Source organism: Methylobacterium sp. BTF04 (assembly GCF_010692745.1).
In the GTDB taxonomy this organism is placed as follows: Bacteria; Pseudomonadota; Alphaproteobacteria; order Rhizobiales; family Beijerinckiaceae; genus Methylobacterium.
In genome coordinates, this window is record NZ_JAAHTB010000009.1 from 1 (window position 1) to 17,904 (window position 17,904).

The 17,904-nt window shown below is 67.5% G+C and carries 19 protein-coding genes and 1 pseudogene; 10 read left to right on the plus strand and 10 right to left on the minus strand.

Features of this window, described 5'->3' with window-relative positions:
* The coding region (locus G3T14_RS24660) for a hypothetical protein (RefSeq protein ID WP_204262706.1) at positions 1-223 on the minus strand (223 nt) is incomplete at its 3' end.
* Between the two features lie 227 nt (positions 224-450).
* Between G3T14_RS24660 and G3T14_RS24665 the strand changes: the two genes are divergently transcribed.
* Positions 451-615, plus strand: coding sequence for a hypothetical protein (locus G3T14_RS24665; protein ID WP_204262707.1), 165 nt, complete (start codon positions 451-453; stop codon positions 613-615).
* A gap of 22 nt (positions 616-637) precedes the next feature.
* On the opposite strand, the gene G3T14_RS07515 is transcribed toward G3T14_RS24665, so the two are convergent.
* Both G3T14_RS07515 and G3T14_RS07520 read right to left on the minus strand, forming a co-directional pair.
* Entirely contained in the window at positions 638-1,546 is a 909-nt protein-coding gene (locus G3T14_RS07515; protein ID WP_163641663.1) for a metallophosphoesterase, read from the minus strand.
* 99 nt (positions 1,547-1,645) lie between these two features.
* Positions 1,646-2,116: pseudogene (locus G3T14_RS07520) on the minus strand (VIT1/CCC1 transporter family protein); the annotation flags it as partial.
* A 308-nt stretch (positions 2,117-2,424) separates the two neighbouring features.
* On the opposite strand from G3T14_RS07520, the gene G3T14_RS07525 reads away from it, so the two are divergent.
* The 3 genes from G3T14_RS07525 to lpxK are packed head-to-tail and all read left to right on the plus strand — an operon-like array spanning position 2,425 to position 5,442.
* Positions 2,425-3,147, plus strand: a complete 723-nt coding sequence (locus G3T14_RS07525) for a lysophospholipid acyltransferase family protein (protein ID WP_163641664.1) — start codon at positions 2,425-2,427, stop codon at positions 3,145-3,147.
* Complete coding sequence (locus G3T14_RS07530; protein WP_163641665.1) at positions 3,144-4,448, plus strand: 3-deoxy-D-manno-octulosonic acid transferase; 1,305 nt, start codon at positions 3,144-3,146, stop codon at positions 4,446-4,448. The genes G3T14_RS07525 and G3T14_RS07530 overlap by 4 nt, the downstream gene beginning before the upstream one ends.
* A gap of 10 nt (positions 4,449-4,458) precedes the next feature.
* The gene (gene lpxK, locus G3T14_RS07535; RefSeq protein WP_163641666.1) at positions 4,459-5,442 is read left to right on the plus strand and encodes a tetraacyldisaccharide 4'-kinase; all 984 of its coding nucleotides are present in this window, start codon (positions 4,459-4,461) and stop codon (positions 5,440-5,442) included.
* 39 nt (positions 5,443-5,481) lie between these two features.
* On the opposite strand, the gene G3T14_RS07540 is transcribed toward lpxK, so the two are convergent.
* Positions 5,482-5,706 (minus strand): DUF2093 domain-containing protein, encoded by a 225-nt coding sequence (locus G3T14_RS07540; RefSeq protein ID WP_163641667.1) that lies wholly within the window; start codon positions 5,704-5,706, stop codon positions 5,482-5,484.
* Positions 5,707-5,851: 145 nt separating this feature from the next.
* On the opposite strand from G3T14_RS07540, the gene G3T14_RS07545 reads away from it, so the two are divergent.
* Genes G3T14_RS07545 through deoA form a run of 4 tightly spaced genes read left to right on the plus strand, consistent with a single transcriptional unit; the run spans position 5,852 to position 9,137 of the window.
* Complete coding sequence (locus G3T14_RS07545) at positions 5,852-6,262, plus strand: cytidine deaminase (RefSeq protein WP_246733048.1); 411 nt, start codon at positions 5,852-5,854, stop codon at positions 6,260-6,262.
* A gap of 10 nt (positions 6,263-6,272) precedes the next feature.
* Complete coding sequence (locus tag G3T14_RS07550; RefSeq protein ID WP_163641777.1) at positions 6,273-7,070, plus strand: purine-nucleoside phosphorylase; 798 nt, start codon at positions 6,273-6,275, stop codon at positions 7,068-7,070.
* 10 nt (positions 7,071-7,080) lie between these two features.
* Positions 7,081-7,830 carry a deoxyribose-phosphate aldolase gene (deoC, locus tag G3T14_RS07555; protein WP_163641669.1) on the plus strand — a complete coding sequence of 250 codons (750 nt, stop codon included), beginning with the start codon at positions 7,081-7,083 and terminating at the stop codon, positions 7,828-7,830.
* The gene (deoA, locus tag G3T14_RS07560) at positions 7,827-9,137 is read left to right on the plus strand and encodes a thymidine phosphorylase (protein ID WP_163641670.1); all 1,311 of its coding nucleotides are present in this window, start codon (positions 7,827-7,829) and stop codon (positions 9,135-9,137) included. The genes deoC and deoA overlap by 4 nt, the downstream gene beginning before the upstream one ends.
* Positions 9,138-9,210: 73 nt before the next feature.
* On the opposite strand, the gene G3T14_RS07565 is transcribed toward deoA, so the two are convergent.
* From G3T14_RS07565 to dnaK, 4 genes are all read right to left on the minus strand, one after another.
* Entirely contained in the window at positions 9,211-9,561 is a 351-nt protein-coding gene (locus G3T14_RS07565) for a hypothetical protein (protein ID WP_163641671.1), read from the minus strand.
* A 134-nt stretch (positions 9,562-9,695) separates the two neighbouring features.
* A complete protein-coding gene (locus G3T14_RS07570; protein ID WP_163641672.1) occupies positions 9,696-10,331 on the minus strand; it encodes an rRNA adenine N-6-methyltransferase family protein in 636 nt (211 codons plus the stop codon).
* A gap of 171 nt (positions 10,332-10,502) precedes the next feature.
* Positions 10,503-11,666, minus strand: coding sequence for a molecular chaperone DnaJ (gene dnaJ, locus G3T14_RS07575; protein ID WP_163641673.1), 1,164 nt, complete (start codon positions 11,664-11,666; stop codon positions 10,503-10,505).
* Between the two features lie 165 nt (positions 11,667-11,831).
* Positions 11,832-13,748 carry a molecular chaperone DnaK gene (dnaK, locus tag G3T14_RS07580; RefSeq protein WP_163641674.1) on the minus strand — a complete coding sequence of 639 codons (1,917 nt, stop codon included), beginning with the start codon at positions 13,746-13,748 and terminating at the stop codon, positions 11,832-11,834.
* 416 nt (positions 13,749-14,164) lie between these two features.
* On the opposite strand from dnaK, the gene G3T14_RS07585 reads away from it, so the two are divergent.
* On the plus strand, positions 14,165-15,163 hold the full coding sequence (locus G3T14_RS07585; protein WP_163641675.1) for a hypothetical protein: 999 nt from the start codon (positions 14,165-14,167) through the stop codon (positions 15,161-15,163).
* Positions 15,164-15,169: 6 nt separating this feature from the next.
* Here the strand turns inward: G3T14_RS07585 and G3T14_RS07590 are convergent, their stop codons facing one another.
* A complete protein-coding gene (locus G3T14_RS07590; protein WP_163641676.1) occupies positions 15,170-15,772 on the minus strand; it encodes a YqgE/AlgH family protein in 603 nt (200 codons plus the stop codon).
* 249 nt (positions 15,773-16,021) lie between these two features.
* Here G3T14_RS07590 and G3T14_RS07595 point away from each other — a divergent pair, with 249 nt between their 5' ends.
* Positions 16,022-16,504 (plus strand): peroxiredoxin, encoded by a 483-nt coding sequence (locus tag G3T14_RS07595; RefSeq protein ID WP_163641677.1) that lies wholly within the window; start codon positions 16,022-16,024, stop codon positions 16,502-16,504.
* A 434-nt stretch (positions 16,505-16,938) separates the two neighbouring features.
* Here the strand turns inward: G3T14_RS07595 and thrB are convergent, their stop codons facing one another.
* Positions 16,939-17,904, minus strand: coding sequence for a homoserine kinase (gene thrB / locus G3T14_RS07600; RefSeq protein ID WP_163641678.1), 966 nt, complete (start codon positions 17,902-17,904; stop codon positions 16,939-16,941).

A 17,904-nucleotide genomic window follows, 5' to 3' on the forward strand; every position in this document is an offset into this window, starting at 1 on the left:
GGATCATCGGCGATAAAAGCAGCCTCGAACACGCCATCATGGTCGGCGGGTCGACGGCCCCAGCAGGTGTTCGCAGTTTTGTACGCAAATGGCGCGCCAAATTTTCCCGATTATTTTCGGTAGTCGAATTATCGCCCGTTCCGCAGTGCGGTCGCTGCGCATCGGTGGTATTCGGCCGTGCGATCTCGATACCTGCCGCAAACGATATCCGCTTGCGGCCCATCGGGAGGTCCTGTCCACACCCGAGTGTCATTGCGATGCGGGATGCACGACCCCTGAAAACCCTCGCGATTTTAGCGATCCGTCCTCGCTCATCGCCATTCTTGTCGCAGTGCGGCGAAAGAAGTTCCGTGCACGACTTCCAGGCCGTCTTGCGTAGTCTGAACGTCGGGTTAACATCGCCTACGTAGTTCGGGTGAAGCGACTCAACGAACAGGCGGATTGACAGCCATGCCCAACATGATTCGCGTACGTCCGACGCAGGACGGCACCTACACGGTCTATCTTGGCACCACCGTGCTCATCAGCGGCCTGAGCCGGCTCCAGGCCGAACGTTACGAGGCAGCCTTCCCGATTCAGCGACCGGACTTCTCGGCCGACGCCGCGCAACCATAATCCGCCCGGACTCGATGGCCTCTCATGAGGTCGGCGCGCGATGAAGTCGGATCGCGCCGATCTCGCCAATGATCCCGGCAGGGGTCAATCCGCGCTCGTGCCCGGTGATCGCGTAGCCGTCGGAGGCTTTTGCGATCGTGTAGAGATTGTAGCTCGCACGATGATGCGAGAACCCATCCCTCGCCGAAGCGGACGGCGCTCCGATGATCGGGACGAAGCGGCCTGCCGGCCCGGCGATGAAGTTCACCATGCCGACATGGTTGTGGCCGTGCAGGATCAGGTCGGCGCCGGCACGCCCGATCATCGCGGTGAAGGCGGCTGCATCCTTCAATTCCCTGCCCGGCTTGGCGCCGCCGGGATGCGGTGGATGGTGGATCATCACCACGCGCGCGGGCGGCTCGGCTTCGGCGGCGAGGGTCGTCAGAAGCTGCTCCGCTGCCGCAATCTGCGCCGGGCCGAGGCGACCGCTCGCCACGAACGGCTTCGTGGGGATCGCCGAGGATAGCCCGATCAGCGCCACCGGTCCGCGCCGGCGCAGGTAGGGAAACACCCCCTCCGTACCGTCATCGCCTGCCGTCCAGGCGCCGCAGGCGGCGAGCAATCCTTCGAGGGAGCCGCGCACGTAGGCGTCGTGATTGCCCGGTACGAAGCTGACGGCCTCAGGGGCGCCGAGGGCCTCCAGAAAGACCTTCGATGTCGCCCACTCGCTCGGCAGGCCAATATTGCACAGGTCGCCGGTGCAGGCGATGTGGTCGTAGGATTGAGCGTGCAGGTCGGCGACGAGGGCGGCCAGCAGATCCATGTCGTGGGCATGCCTGCGGCCCCGGCGCCAATTCACGTAGCCGGTGGCCCGCTTGCTCAGGAGCTGGCGCAGGCGCGGGCGCGACAGGGGCCCAACGTGCGGGTCGGTGAGATGAACGAGGCGGAACATCGAGGTCCGTGGTGAGGCGGGCTTTGGCACCCGCCAATCGCAACAAGCCGGCCCGAGGGTCAACCCGGCTGTCGCGCCCGGCCTGAGAACCGCGCCCGTTCAGGCGTTGCCGATGACGATCCCGGCGATCAGGACGAGCGCGCCTCCGAGCACCACCTGCAGCGAGGCACGCCAGAACGGTGTCGCCATGTAGCGGGTGCGGATGGCCGAGATCACCAGCAGTTCGATGATGACAACCACGATGGCGATCCCGGTGGCGAGCGCGAAGGCGTTGGGCCAGGAATCGGGAATCGCATAGGGCAGTGTGTGGCCGAGGCCGCCCACCGTGGTCATCACGCCGCAGACGAGGCCGCGCATCCAGGGCGTTCCGCGTCCTGTGATCGATCCGTCGTCGGACAGGGCCTCGGTGAAGCCCATGCTGATGCCCGCCCCGATGGAGGCCGCGAGCCCGACGAGGAATGTCGCCCAATTGCTGTGCGTGGCGAACGCCGCGGCGAAAATGGGTGCCAAGGTCGACACAGACCCGTCGATCAGACCGGCGAGCGCCGGCTGGACATAGCGCAGCACGAAGGCGCGGTGCTCGTCGCTGGTGCGGTCCAGCGCGATTTTGGCGCCCAGAATTGGATTATCCATCATGTTTGATCCACCTTAGATTGATTCTAATTTATATATTGGAATTGATCTAAACAAGCGATTTTATGCGATTTCTCGAATGGCGTTGCCGGTTCGCCAGTTTGCTCGCCGTTGCGTCGCTGAGCCGATCGGAGCTAGACACCCGGCGGTACCGCCGACCTGCGCTCGGACGGCGGGCCGGGTCCGCGACGCGCCATTCGGTCGGTGTGCCTCAGCGGGCGGCCCGCGAAGCGAAAAGCGAAGATATGAGCCTCGTCAAAAGCATCGGCCGCTCGGCGGCTGTGCAGCAGAGCCTCGGATTCCTGGCGGGTCAGTACCTGCGCCTCGTGCGCCGGACCAATCGCTTCATCGTCGAGCCCGTGAACCCCGATCCGTGGCTCGACGAGATCGGGCCGTTCATCGCCGGCATGTGGCATGGCCAGCATACGATGATCTCGTTCATGCGCCGCCCGCACGACCGTATCGCGACGATCATCTCGCGATCGGCGGACGGAAACGTCAACACCATCGCGCTCGCGCGTATGGGGGTGCGGGTGATCCGTGCGTCGGGCGCGCGCGGACGCGCCGTGCGCGACATCCGCGCCAAGGGCGGGGCCGAGGGCCTGCGCGCCATGCTGCGGGCCCTGAAGGACGGGGAGACCGTGGCGTTCAGCGCCGACGTACCCAAGGTCTCCCGGCGCTGCGATGCAGGAATTCTCACCCTGGCCCGGTTCTCCGGGCGGCCGATCGTGCCGGTGGCCGTCGTGACGAGCCGCCACCTGCGCTTCGACAGCTGGGACCGCGCCTGCTTCGGCCTGCCCTTCGGCCGGGGCGCCATGGTGTTCGGGACCCCGACCTACGTACCGCGCGACATCGAGCCCGACGCGTTCGAGGCGCTGCGCCTCACCGTCGAGGCCGAGATGAACCGTATCCACGACCACGCCTACACGCTGGTCGGGCGTACCGACCGGGTGGGAAACCCGGCATGAAGGCGCCGCCTCTCACCGCGGCCTTGCGGGCCATCCGCTACGGGCTCTATCTCGGTGAGCCGGCTTTGGCCGGGCTTCTGGCCTGGCGTGCGCGCCGCGGTAAGGAAGATCCGGGCCGGCTCTCGGAGCGCCGCGGCCTGCCCGGCCGAGCCCGGCCCGTGGGCCGCCTGGTCTGGATGCACGGGGCCAGTGTCGGTGAGGCGTTGTCCCTGGTCGGCCTCATCGATGGCATGATCGCCCGCGGTTTCTCCGTCCTCGTCACCACGGGCACCCGCAGCGCGGCCGACCTGATCGGGCGCCGCCTGCAGGCCGGCGCGGTGCACCAGTACATGCCCCTCGATGCTCCGCGCTGGATCGGGCGCTTCCTCGATCATTGGCGGCCCGATCTCGCATTGGTGGCCGAGTCGGAGATCTGGCCCAACACCGTCGTCGCCTTGTACGAGCGCGGGATTCCCCTCCTGCTGGTGAACGGACGCATGTCGGAGCGGTCGTTCCGGGGTTGGGGGCGCACACCGCGCACCGCCGAGGCGTTGTTGTCCCGCTTCGCCATCTGCCTCGTCCAGACGCAGGACGATGCCGAGCGGTTCGCCAAGCTCGGTGCCCCGCGCGTCAGCCTCGCCGGAAACCTTAAATACGATTCCGAGGTGCCTCCGGCCGATCCGCAGCAGCTCGCGCATCTGCGCGACATCATCGGCGATCGTCCGGTCTGGGTCGCGGCGAGCACCCATGTCGGCGAGGATGCCCTGGTGGCGCGCGTCCATGCGGCGTTGAAGGGCCGCTGGCCGCGCCTCCTCACCATTGTCGTTCCGCGCCATCCCCATCGCGGCGGCGATGTTGCCGCCTGTGCGGCGGCCGAAGGCCTGCGCAGCGTGCGGCGCTCGCAGGGCGGGCGCCCGCACGGCGCCGTCGATGTCTACGTCGCCGATACCCTCGGCGAACTCGGGCTGTTCTATCGGTTGGCGCCGCTGGTCTATCTCGGCGGTTCGCTGGTGCCGCATGGCGGCCAGAACCCCATCGAGCCGACGCGGCTGCGGGCTGCCGTGCTGCACGGGCCGCACGTCCACAACTTCACGGAAGTCTATCGGGCCCTCGATGCCGCCGGTGGTGCGCTCGCCGTGGCCGATGCCGACGCTCTCGCAAGCGCCCTCGCCGATCTCCTCGCCGACCCGCCCCGCATCGCCGCCATGGCGCGGGCCGGCGAAGCCGCCCTGAAGCCGTTCGAGGGCGCCGTCGAGCGGACCCTTGCGGTGCTCGATCCGTTCATCGCTCAGATGCGGCTCGACGCCATGGCGGCATCGTGAGCGGCCGCTGATGCGGCCTCCGGCCTTCTGGGATGCGGCGCCGACCCATCCCGTCGCACGGGTGCTACGACCGCTCGGCGCCCTCTATGGCCGTCATACCGCCGGGCGGATGGACCGGGCCGGGCTGCGGGCGCCCTGCCCGGTCCTGTGCGTCGGGAACTTCACCCTTGGCGGTGCCGGCAAGACCCCGACCGCGCTGGCGCTGGCCGGGCTTTTGCGCGATCTCGGGGCCAACCCCGCCTTCCTCACCCGCGGCTATGGCGGGAGCCTCGCCGGCCCGGTGGTGGTCGACCCCGATCGGCACCGCGCTGGCGAGACCGGCGACGAACCGCTGCTTCTCGCGCGGCTCGCGCCGACTATTCTGGCGCGCGATCGGCTCGCCGGAGCGCGGCTCTGCGTCGCCCAAGGGGCGGATCCTGTCGTCATGGATGACGGCCTGCAGAACCCGAGCCTGACGAAGGACCTCTCGCTGGCGGTGGTCGATGCCGGCGTCGGTGTCGGCAATGGCCTGTCTTTCCCAGCCGGCCCCTTGCGGGTGCCGTTGGCTCGGCAATGGCGCCACGTGAACGGTCTCGTCCTCATCGGCGAAGGCGCAAAGGGCGAGGATGTGGCGAAAGAGGCGCACAGGCGCGGCTTGCCAATTCATCGTGCCCGTCTGATCGCCGCTGCAGGATTATCCAAGCGGCGCGTGATCGCCTTCGCGGGCATCGGCCGGCCGGAGAAGTTTTTTGTGAGCCTGCGTGAGACCGGCGCCGAGATCGTCGACACCCGCGCCTTTCCGGATCACCACCCGTATCGGGCCAGCGATCTCGAAGACCTCGCGGCGCGTGCGGCGCGGGCCGGAGCGGACCTCGTGACGACAGAGAAGGACCATGTCCGTCTGCCACAACTCTTTGCGGCCCGCGTCGGCGTGCTGCCCGTCACCCTGCGGTTCAACGATCCCGGCCCTCTGATCGCGCAGCTGAAGGCGCTGGTTTCGGGATCGCAGCTCTGAGGGTCGATGTTCGGATCACCCGGTTTTCGGTGTGATGCGCTAGCCGTTCGTGCGTGCCGCGTCGGCGAGTCGCCGGATCACCGCGTCGGGTGTGGCATAGGCTTCCTGGAAGGTGGCGCTCCAGTAGCGCAGCGCGTCGAGGGCGATGGGCTCGCCCGTCACGGCGCAGCGCACGAAACTGCCGGGCTTCACCACCCGCATGGTGCCGTCGCCGTATTCCACCGTCGCCTCGCCGGAGGCTCCGCGTTCCAATCGTCCCAGCATGGTCTTCGAAGCCTCCCGGCCCTCTCCATCCTCATCACCGTCGCGTCTTAGAAGGCCGATCCCGCCTTGTCGATGCATCCCGCCCCTCGACAGCCCCGAGCCCTTGGTGCCTATGCTGGATCGTGCCGATATGCCGGATACCCGCATGAGTTCCGAACTCGCCCGCCTGTTCGAGGCTGCCCGCGCGGCCCGCGACCGGGCCTATGCGCCCTACTCGGCGTTCCAAGTCGGGTCGGCCTTGCGCGACGAGCACGACCGCGTCCATGCCGGCTGCAACGTCGAGAACGCGGCCTATCCGGTCGGAACCTGCGCCGAGGCCGGAGCCATCGCGGCGATGGTGGCGACAGGCGGGCGCGCCATCCGCGAAATCCTCGTGCTCGGCCCTGGTCCCGGCCTGGTGACCCCGTGTGGTGCCTGCCGCCAGCGCATCCGCGAATTCGCGAGCCCGGATGTACTGGTCCACGTCGCCGACTTCGACGGGATACGCGCGAGTTTCACCCTCGGCACACTTCTGCCCGACTCCTTCGGCCCCGAAAACCTGGTTCACGATGCGTGATCCCGATCCGATGATCACGGCCGCCGCCGAGACCCTGCGCGCCCGCGGCCTTGGCGGGCCCTATGCCTGCGCCATCGTCACCGGGACCGGGCTCGGCGCCCTGGTCGACCGTCTCGATGGGGTGGTCTCGGTGCCCTATGGCGAGATCGCCGGCTTTCCCCCACCCGGCGTCAGTGGCCATCGCGGTCGGCTCCACGGCGGTACGCTCGCCGGGCGGCGCGTGCTGCTGTTCGAGGGGCGGGCCCATGCTTACGAGACCGGCAACGCCGCGGTGATGCGCGTGCCGGTAGGCGTGGCCCAGGCGCTCGGTGCCGGTGCGCTGCTGCTGACCAATGCGGCGGGCTCGCTGAGACCCGAGATCGGCCCTGGCCGCCTCGTGGCGCTCAACGACCACATCAACCTGTCGGGCCTCAATCCGCTCGTCGGCGAGACGAGCGACGCGCGCTTCGTGCCGATGGTCGGGGCCTATGACGCGATATTGCGGGCCCACCTCGCCGAGGCCGCAGCCGAATGCGGCATTTCGCTCGCAGACGGCGTCTACGCCTGGTTCTCCGGTCCGAGCTTCGAGACCCCCGCGGAGGTGCGGATGGCCGCGCGGCTCGGGGCCGATCTGGTCGGCATGTCGACGGTGCCGGAGACCATCCTCGCTCGCTTCTTCGGCCTGCGGGTGGCCTCCGTTTCGGTGGTGACGAATTTGGGCGCCGGTATCGGCGACGGCGATCCCCACCACGCCGAGACTAAGGCCGTCGCCGCCCGTGCGGCGGACGATCTCGCCCGTCTCGTCATCGCCTTCGTCCAACGTCTGTGAGAAGCCGCCGATGACACTTTCGTTCGATCCGGCCGCGATCGCCCGCCGCGCCCTGCCGCTCCTCGATCTCACCGATCTCGGCGATTCCTGCTCCGCCTCGGCGGTGGAGGCTTTGTGCGCGACGGCGCGCGCGCACCACGTCGCGGCGGTGTGTGTCTGGCCGCAATTCGTCACCGCCAGCGCCGCGGCGCTCGCCGGTAGCCCGGTCCGGGTCGCCACCGTGATCAACTTTCCTGCCGGTGGCGACGATGTCGAACGGGCCGTGGAGGATACCCGCGAGGCGCTCAACGACGGCGCGCACGAGATCGATCTGGTGCTGCCCTATCGCGCCTTTCTCGCTGGAGACGAGGCGACGCCGCGCGACATGCTCGCCGCCGTTCGCGAGGTCTGCGACCAGGGACGTCTCCTCAAGGTCATCCTGGAGACCGGCGCCCTGCCCTCGCCGGAGCGGATCGTACAGGCGAGCCGCCTCGCCATCGCGGCCGGCGCCGACTTCATCAAGACATCCACCGGCAAGAGCGCGATTTCGGCCACGCCGGAGGCCGCCGAGGCAATGCTGGTGGCGATCCGTGACCATTCCGGGCCCCATTCGGTAGGGCTCAAGGTCTCGGGCGGCCTGCGGACAGTGGCGGACGCCGCCCTCTATCTTGCCCTCGCCGACCGGATCATGGGGCCGGGTTGGGTGACGCCCCGGACCTTCCGCCTTGGGACGAGCAGCCTGCTCGCCGAACTCGTCGCTGCGCTGGAGCACAGCGCATGATGCTTCCGCAGGAACTGATCCGGGCCAAGCGCGATGGCGCCAGCCTCGACCCGGCGGAGATCGAACACTTCATCGCCGGTCTTACCCAGGGGCAGGTCACCGAGGGGCAGGCGGCGGCCTTCGCCATGGCGGTGTTCTTCCGCGGGCTCTCGCTCGATGAGCGCGTGGCGCTCACCCGCGCCATGACGCATTCGGGCACAGTGCTGCAATGGGATCTGCCCGGTCCGGTCCTCGACAAGCATTCGAGCGGTGGGGTCGGCGATGCCGTCAGCCTCGCTCTCGCACCGATGGTGGCGGCCTGCGGCGGCTACGTTCCGATGATTTCGGGGCGTGGGCTCGGCCATACCGGCGGCACCCTCGACAAGCTCGGCAGCATTCCCGGCTACGATGCCACGCCCGATCTCGACCGGTTCCGACGTGTCACCCGCGAGGTCGGTTGTGCCATCATCGGCCAGACGCCGGATCTGGCCCCGGCGGACCGGCGCCTCTATGCCATCCGCGACGTCACCGGCACGGTGGAATCCCTCGACCTGATCACGGCTTCGATCCTCTCGAAGAAGCTTGCGGCGGGTCTCGACGGTCTCGTCATGGACGTGAAGACCGGCGCGGGCGCCTTCATGGCGGACTTGGCCGATGCGCAGGGCCTGGCACGCAGCATCGTCGGCGTGGCGCAGGGCGCCGGCTTGAAGACCGTGGCGCTGGTGACCGACATGGATTCGCCGCTGGCCTCGGCCGCCGGCAACGCCATCGAGATCGCCTACACCATCGACTATCTCACCGGCCGGGCCCGCGAGCCGGCTTTCCACGCCATCACCGTCGAACTCGCCGCCGAGATGCTGGTGCTCGGTGGCCTCTCGCCCGACCTCGCGGCGGCACGTGGCCGCCTCGTCGAATGCCTCGAAACCGGGCGTGCCACCGAGGTTTTTTCGCGGATGGTCGCGGCGCTCGGTGGCCCGGCCGATCTGGTGGAGGTGCCGGAGCGCTATCTACCGACAGCGCCCGTGGTCCGGAGGATCGTCCCCGAGGAGAGCGGCTTCGTCGCGAGCGTGGCGACGCGGGAGATCGGCCTTGCGGTGATCGCCCTGGGGGGCGGCCGCACCCGACCCCAGGACGATATCGACCCGTGCGTCGGCTTCACCGGCCTGCCGAGAGTCGGCGATGCGGTCGGCCCGGATCGGCCGCTCGGCACGATCCACGCCCGCGACGAGGCGGCCGCCGATCACGCCGAGGCGGCTTTGCGGGTTGCCTATAGGATCACGTCCGGGTCGTGCGATACGGCGGCTTTCGTTCGCGACCGCATCGCCTGACGCAGTGGGCTCTGTCTGTGCGGAGTCGGCTTGTCGTTACGCGAGCCGGAAGCCGCCTCCCGGGAAACCTGCGTCAGTAGGGGTAATAGCCGCGATATCCGCCGCCGTGATGGCGATGGTGATGGTGGCCCCAGCCCTCGCGACGATGACCCCAGCCGTGGCGCTCGCCCCTGCCCGAGTGGTGATCCCAGCCGCGGTGTCCGCCGCCCCAGCCACGGTCATAGCCCCGGTCGCGGCCGCGATGGTGGCCGCCATATCCGTAATCGTCATGCACGCGGGTGATGACGGCGTCTGGCTGTCGGGCGAAGCCCTGTGCGAACGGAGCCGCCTGCGCATTGCTCGCAGACAGACCGCCCACGACCGCGGCAAACGCCGCCGCCAGGATGCGGCCGCGACGAGACGAGAATGCCGGACGAATAGCCATGGAAGTCTCCCGATCTGTGAGAGCCGAGGAAGCCTCGGCGCTTGATCGGGAACCTAGACAGGAGCCTCTGAATACCGGCCGCGGCGCCTATTCAGGTTGGCGTCAGGGAGATTTCGGGTCAGGGAAATTTTCGGTCAGGGCCTGCGATAGACCCAGACGCGGGCCGGGGGCAGGTTCAGCCAGACGCGGTTGGAGCGGCTCGCCGTGTAGGTGCCGGCATCGCAGCGCGCCGGGATCGGTGGCACCACCGCGTAGGTGAACTGCACGAACGGCGCATCCGCATGCATCATCGCGTGCGCGGCGTTGAGCAGGTCGAGGCGCTGCTCAAGCGGCTTGGTGAACAGCGGAAGGCTGGAGACCATCGCCGCCGCCTTCTCGGTGATCAGAGCACCGAGCGTCGTCGTAATATCGTAGGCGTCGCCCCGGACGATGGTGGCGCGCGGAAACCGCTTCTGGAGAAGCTTGCAGAAATCCGGGTTGTATTCGACGAGAACCAACCGCTCCTGCTCGATCCCGCGCCGGATCAGGGCTTCGGTGACGGGGCCGGTTCCGGGTCCGAGTTCGATCACCGGTCCGCTCACCCGCGGATCGACATACGACGCCATGGTGCGGGCGAGCATCTTGCCCGACGGGGTTACCGCGCCGGTGACGAGGGGGCGCTCGAACCAGGAGCGCAGGAAGCGCGCCTCGTCTTCCAGCGGGTCGCGCCGCTTGCGGAGGTCACCGAGTGCGACATCGGCCTTGGCGCTGGAGCGGCGTAGCGGCGGCAATACCCTATGTCCTCAGATCACGGGTTGGGAAGGAAAGGCTAGACGACGAAGCCTTGCCCCAGTCAAGAACGCATCCACGTTTCGGACCGGAGACCGGCGTGCAAACGGCGCAGCGATGCTGACCCGCCACATCATACGCCGGGTCGTCCGCCGAAGCGCTATCAAGAAAAATCACGTTCTGGCGGCTCCGCCGAGGCCGTCGAAGAACTCCCGGACCTTGGAAAAGAACCCGGCACTCTCCGGATGGTTCTCGTCCGAGGCCGATTGACCGAACTCCTGCAGCAATTCGCGTTGGCGCTTCGACAGGTTCTGCGGTGTCTCGACGAAAACCTGGATGTAGAGGTCACCGACATCGCGCGCGCGCAGCACCGGCATGCCTTTGCCTTTGATGCGGAACTGCTTGGCGGTCTGCGTGCCGGCTGGGATCCGCACCTGCGTCTGCGAGCCGTCGATCACCGGCACGGTGATCTCGCCCGAGAGGGCCGCCGTCACCATCGAGATCGGGACTCTGCAGAACAGGTCCGCCCCGTCGCGCTGGAAGAACTCGTGCGGCTTGATCGAAAGGAAGACGTAGAGGTCGCCGGCCGGCCCACCGCGCAGGCCGGTCTCCCCCTCGCCGGCGAGCCGGATGCGCAAGCCGTCATCGACGCCCGCCGGGACGTTGATCGAGAGCGTCCGTTCGCGGGTGACCCGTCCGGCGCCGCCGCACGAGCCGCACGGGTCGTCGATCACCTCACCGCGGCCGTGGCAGTTCGGACAGGTCCGCTCGATGGCGAAGAATCCCTGCGCCGCCCGAACCCGGCCATAGCCGCCGCAGGTCTGGCACGGCCGCGGCTTCGAGCCGGCCTTGGCGCCCGAGCCCGAGCAGGTCTCGCAAGCGACGGAGGTCGCCATCTTGATGGTCTCGGCCTTGCCGGCGAAAGCGTCCTCCAGCGATATTTCGAGATTGTAGCGCAGGTCGGCACCGCGTTCGCGGGCCGGACCGCCGCGCCCGCCACGGGCGCCAGCACCCGGTGCCGCACGGCCGTCGCCGAAGAAATTGTCGAAGATGTCCGACATGAAGTCGCCGAACTCGTTGCCGAATCCGGGACCGCCGGCGCCACCGCCCTGCTGGAAAGCCGCATGGCCGAAGCGGTCGTAGGCCGCGCGCTTCTGGCCGTCGGTGAGGGTCTGGTAGGCCTCGTTGACTTCCTTGAACTTGACCTCGGCCTCCGCATTCCCCGGGTTGCGATCGGGGTGGTAGGTCATGGCGAGCTTGCGGAAGGCGATCTTCATATCGCCGTCGGTCGCGGTCTTGGAGACGCCCAGGATCTCGTAATAGTCCCGCTTCGACATACCGCGTCCTTAAAAGTCCCTTGGCGCGCCGGCCTCCACCGAGGATCGCGCCGTCGTCACCCTGGAGAGCATCGCCGATCCGAAAACCGGTACCCACCGCCCGGGCCGATGCTCCCGACATGACACAGGGCCGGATTGCTCCGGCCCTGTGTTCGGAAGCAGGCTTTATGCCCGCTTCTTCTGGTCCTTGTCATCGACTTCCTGGAAGTCGGCGTCGATGACGTCGTCCTTCTTCGCCTCGTGGCCCTCGCCTGCCGCGGCACCGGCCTCACCGGCCTGGTTGGCGGCATACATCGCCTCGCCGAGCTTCATCGACGCCTGCATCACATCGGTGGTGCGGGACTTGATGACCTCCACATCCTCGCCCTCGAGGGCGGTGCGCAGGGCGGTGACGGCGGTTTCGATGGCGCCCTTGTCGTCGGCCGAGACCTTGTCGCCGTACTCCTTCACCGATTTCTCGGTGGCGTGGAGCAGGCTCTCGCCCTGGTTCTTTACCTCGACGAGCTCACGACGCTTCTTGTCGGCCTCGGCATTCGCCTCGGCGTCCTTCACCATCCGGTCGATGTCGGCGTCAGACAGACCGCCCGAAGCCTGAATGCGGATCTGGTGCTCCTTGTTCGTCGCCTTGTCCTTGGCCGTCACGTTGACGATGCCGTTGGCGTCGATGTCGAAGGTCACCTCGATCTGCGGCATGCCGCGCGGAGCCGGCGGGATGCCCATCAGGTCGAACTGGCCGAGCATCTTGTTGTCGGCCGCCATCTCGCGCTCACCCTGGAAGACCCGGATGGTGACCGCGTTCTGGTTGTCTTCCGCCGTCGAGAAGGTCTGCGACTTCTTGGTCGGGATGGTGGTGTTGCGGTCGATGAGCCGGGTGAACACGCCACCCAGGGTCTCGATGCCGAGCGACAGCGGGGTCACGTCGAGGAGCAGCACGTCCTTGACGTCGCCCTGGAGCACGCCGGCCTGAACCGCCGCACCGATAGCCACGACCTCATCGGGGTTGACGCCCTTGTGGGGCTCCTTGCCGAAGAACGACTTCACGACTTCCTGGATCTTCGGCATGCGGATCATACCGCCGACGAGCACGACCTCGTCGATCTCGGAAGCGGAGACGCCCGCATCCTTGAGCGCCTTGCGGCACGGCTCGATGGTGCGCTGGACGAGATCGTCGACCAGCGACTCGAACTTCGCCCGGCTGAGCTTGAGCGCGAGATGCTTCGGACCGGACGCGTCTGCCGTGATGTAGGGCAGGTTGATCTCGGTCTGGGTGGCCGAGGACAGCTCGATCTTGGCCTTCTCGGCAGCTTCCTTGAGGCGCTGGAGCGCGAGCTTGTCCTTGGTGAGGTCGATGCCCTGCTCGCGCTTGAACTCCGCCGCAAGGTACTCGACCACGCGGTTGTCGAAGTCCTCGCCGCCGAGGAAGGTGTCGCCGTTGGTGGACTTCACCTCAAACACGCCGTCACCGATCTCGAGGATCGAGACGTCGAAGGTGCCGCCGCCGAGATCGTAGACCGCGATGGTGCCGGCCTTCTTCTTGTCGAGGCCGTAAGCCAAAGCCGCGGCGGTGGGCTCGTTGATGATGCGCAGCACTTCAAGGCCGGCGATCTTGCCGGCATCCTTGGTCGCCTGGCGCTGGGCGTCGTTGAAGTAGGCCGGTACCGTGATGACGGCCTGCGTCACCGGCTGACCGAGATGAGCCTCGGCCGTCTCCTTCATCTTCTGCAGCGTGAAGGCGGAAATCTGGGACGGCGAATACTTCTTGCCGTCGGACTCGACCCAGGCGTCGCCGTTGTCGCCGCGGACGATGTTGTAGGGCACCAGGCCCTTGTCCTTCTGCGTCATCGGATCGTCGTAGGTGCGTCCGACCAGACGCTTGATCGCGAAGAAGGTGCGCTCCGGATTCGTCACGGCCTGGCGCTTGGCCGGCTGGCCGACGAGGCGCTCGCCCTCATCGGTGAAGGCGACGATGGACGGCGTGGTGCGCGCGCCTTCCGAATTCTCGATGACCTTAGGCTGCGTGCCTTCCATGACGGCCACGCACGAATTGGTGGTGCCAAGGTCGATACCGATAACCTTACCCATGGTGGGATCCCTCTGTTTTCGTTTGGTCAAGCAGACCGCCGAGCCCCGAAGCAGCTCGGCCCATGGCGGTGCAAAACTGAAAGTATGAGAACGGTGTCCGGCCCGGACCGAGCACCGGAAACGCGCTCATCCGGGTCTTAATCCCGCGTCCCGCCGGATATAAGAAGGCCGGTGCGGAGCCGCAAGACGATGCGGCCCGTATCCTCGGCGCCAGTGTTATCCCCTTCTCCCGATTGATGATCACGCCGTGATCCCTGGGAGATGCGCCGTCAACGCCTGCAACTATGTTGCATGGGAGCCACGCTCGCACCATCGATCGCATGATAGGTTTCGTCAAATTCAACCTGCCTCGCTCTCGCGAGCCCCGGTCCGGGGCCGCGGTCCGGGGTGCCACGCCGTCCGGCCTGAAAGTCTCGATGCGTCTGATCCGCGTCCTCCCGGTCCTGTCCGTTCTGTCCGCGGCGGCCTTCGCTCCGGTACCTGCGAACGCTCAGTCGTTCTTCGAGGAATTGTTCGGGATCGGTCGCGCGGCCAAACCCCCCGTGCCACCACGCGGCGTTCCCGGCGGCGTGCCGGCACCGGCTCCCGGCCTGCCGCTTCCCGGCGCACCGGGGGCGCCCGGCGAGCCGACGGTTGAGGCGCCCAAGCCGGTGGTTCCGCGCCAGCCCGTGGTTCTGAAGGCTCCGGCCGAAGACAACGTGATCGGCCAGGACCTGATGCTCAACGGTCTGACCGGGAGCCTGAAGCTCGAGAAGGGGGCGTCCGGCACCACGGCCCGCATCGTCCTGCCGGGGACCAAGGTGTCCCAGCCGAGCGAAAGCTGCAAAGTCCCGCTCGGCGGCGGTGGACCGCTGGCGGTGACCGCCGATGGGCGACCGGAGGGCGTCGGTCGCTTCGAAATCCCCGGGGGCGAGTGCCCTCTGCGCTTCGACGTGCTCGACGGTGCCGTATTGGTCACGCCGTTGTCCGGCAGCCCGCTCTGCACGTTCACGGCGGCCGATTGCGCCACCACCCCGTCTGGCCTGTGGGGGCCGCCCGCCGCCACGCTGATCCCGCGTGCGGCCGAGTTCGAGAGCGCGCGGGGCACCGCGGATCGGGCCGTCCGCGAAAACTACAAGCTGATGACGCAACGCCTGCGCGGGCAGGACGTGCGGCCGGTCGTGACCGAGCAGGCGGCCTTCTCCTCCGATCGCGAGCAACTCTGCCGGACCTATGCCCGCGAGGGCGCCCACGGCTTCTGCAATCTGCGCTTCACCGAAAACCGGGCGCTCGCCCTGGCGACGCGGCTCGGCGTCAACACCGCCACCGCGGCGCCCTCGGCCTCGGCGGCGCCGCGCCGTCGCAGGGCCCCCAGCGCGACCCCTTCCGTCGATGGGATGAACCCGGATGCCGGCGGAGCTCCACTCGCCGAGTGATCGCGATCAGGCGTGGCCTGCGCTGAACGAGAGCATCGCCGGATCGATGCCGTTGCTGCGCAGGGTGCGCTCGTATTTCGTGTCGAGGGCCGGGTGGAAGATCAGGGCCGGGTCGGCCGGGCAGGTCAACCAGCCATTGGCGAGGATCTCGCTTTCCAGCTGTCCCGCCTGCCAGCCGGCATAGCCGAGGGCCAGTACCGCGTTGGCCGGGCCGTCGCCGCTGGCGATCGCGCGCAGGATCTCGACGGTGGCGGTGAGGCAGATGCCGTCGTCGATGATCAGCGTGGAGTGGTCGATGTGGAAGTCGTCCGTGTGTAGCACGAAGCCGCGCTTGGCATCGACCGGCCCACCCATCAGCACCGGCATGTGGCCGACCCGCTCGCGCAGGCGGATGGCGTCGGTCTCTTCGGCGATGTCGAGCTGGATCAGCAGATCCGGCATGTCGAGGTCGGTCACCGCCTTGTTGAGGATGATTCCCATCGCCCCGTCCGCGGAATGCGCGCAAAGGTAGATTACCGATCGGGCGAAGCGCGAATCCGTCAGCCCCGGCATCGCCACCAGGAACTGACCTTCGAGATAGGCGGAATGCGCCGCGCGGTTCTGGGACATCTGCATCGCGCCATGCTACGCGCGCCGCCCGCCTTGTCCAGCATCCCGTGTCGGCAATGCACCTGCCAACGGTGGCGCCTGCACATCCGCATGTGCACGGTGTGAGGCGCCAACTCGACAGGTTCGACCCCGCGGGCTAGAGGCTTTTTCTTACGGCCGGCACAGGATGTCGGCCCGGAAAACCGCTTTGTGGCGCATGAACCGGGTTCGGGTTTTCGTCGCAGGCCCCGGCGATCGAGGACATCACGGATGACCATTCAGGTTGGCGACCACCTCCCCCAGGTGACCTTCCGCGTGAACGGCGCGGACGGGCCGGAGGCCAAGACCACCGACGACATCTTCAAGGGACGTCGCGTCGTCCTCGTCGGCGTGCCGGGCGCATTCACGCCGAGCTGCCACCGCAATCACCTTCCGGGCTTCGTCGAGAAGCAGGCTGACATCAAGGCGCGCGGCGTCGATGCCATCGCCATCACGGCGGTCAACGACGTGTTCGTGCTTGAGGCCTGGCAGAAGGCCAGCGGCGCCGAGAGCCTCGAGTTTCTCGCCGACGGCAATGCCGAATTCGCCAAGGCGATCGGCCTCGACATGGACGGTGCCGGCTTCGGCCTCGGCCCGCGTTCCAAGCGCTATGCCATGCTCGTCGACGACGGTGTGGTGCGGGTGCTGAACATCGAAGAATCCCCGGCCAAGACCGAGATTTCCGGTGTGGACGCTCTGCTCAAGGTGATCTGAGCAGCCCTCATAATTCGATGCAACGTTTCGAGCCCGGGGCCAGCCCCGGGCTTTTTTGGCGAACTGCCTTCGCTTTGATCGACACGCGTCAAGGATTTGCGGACGTACTATTGGTATTGCCGGGAGCCGGTATCCGAGTGGGGCTGTCCTCGAACAAAAACCGACTCTTTCGAAAGCGATGGCACCATTGCTGTGCCGCTTCGAAATCCGCGCAATAAGCCCAACGGCTTTGCCGACCACACCGTCGCGGTTCAACTAGCGACGGCGAAGGGCGACCTTGTGATCGCCGCCGGCCGCTGGGAGGCGAGCGGGTCCGGGGACGGTGGAACCAGGAAGACGTTCAGCGGGAACCGTGTGACCATCATGGACCGCCGAGGCGACGATTGGCGCAGCGTGCTGGACACCTCGAACTGAGCGCGGCGACCCGAACGGGATCAGGCGTTTCGCCCGTAATCCGCCGCCCGCGTCGCCGTGCGATGGAACGTCAGACGCCGATCGTATTCCAGCGGGTCCTTTGGCTGCACAAGGGCACCGGGCGGTACGTTCAGCCAGTCGACGAGGCGGGTCAGCAGGAAGCGCAGGGCTGCGCCCCGGCACAGGATCGGCAGGGCGGCGACTTCTCGCGGGTCGAGTGGCCGCACGGCCTCGTATCCGGCGATGAGGGCCGTGCCCATGTCGCGGTGATAGGTGCCATCGGCATCGAAACACCAGGCGTTGAGGCAGATGGCGAGATCGTACGCGAAGGCGTCTGTGCAGGCGAAGTAGAAGTCGATCAGCCCCGACAGCTCGTCGCCGATGAAGAACACATTGTCGGTGAACAGGTCGGCGTGGATCACGCCCGAGGGCAGGCCGCGCGGCCAGCCGGCCTGAAGCACCGCGAGATCGCCGCGGACACGCTCGGCGAGGCCCGGCGAGACGCTGTCGGCCTGGCCTTCCGCGATCCGGAACAGCGGCTCCCAGGCCTCCACCGAGAGGCTGTTGTCGCGCCGCATGCCGAAGTCGCTCCCGGCCGCATGCAGGCCGGCCAGGGCCTTCCCGAGTTCTCCGCAATGATGAATCCCGGGCCGCTTGACCGAGAAACCGTCCAGGAAGCTGACGATCACCGCCGGGCGTCCGCAAAGCTGGCCGAGGGCCGTGCCTTCTCGGTTGCGAATGGGCTGCGGGCAAGCGAGCCCGCGCATGGCGAGATGCTGCATCAGGTTGAGGAAGAACGGCAGGTCGTCGGCCCGCACCCGCTTCTCGTAGAGGGTGAGGATGTAGGAACCGGCGGTGGTGTGCAGAAAGAAATTGGTATTCTCGACGCCCTCGGCGATGCCCTTGTAGGACAGCAGCGTGCCGATCTCGTAGGCGGCGAGAAAGCTGGTCAGCGCCTCGTCGGAAACCTCGGTATAGACGGCCAC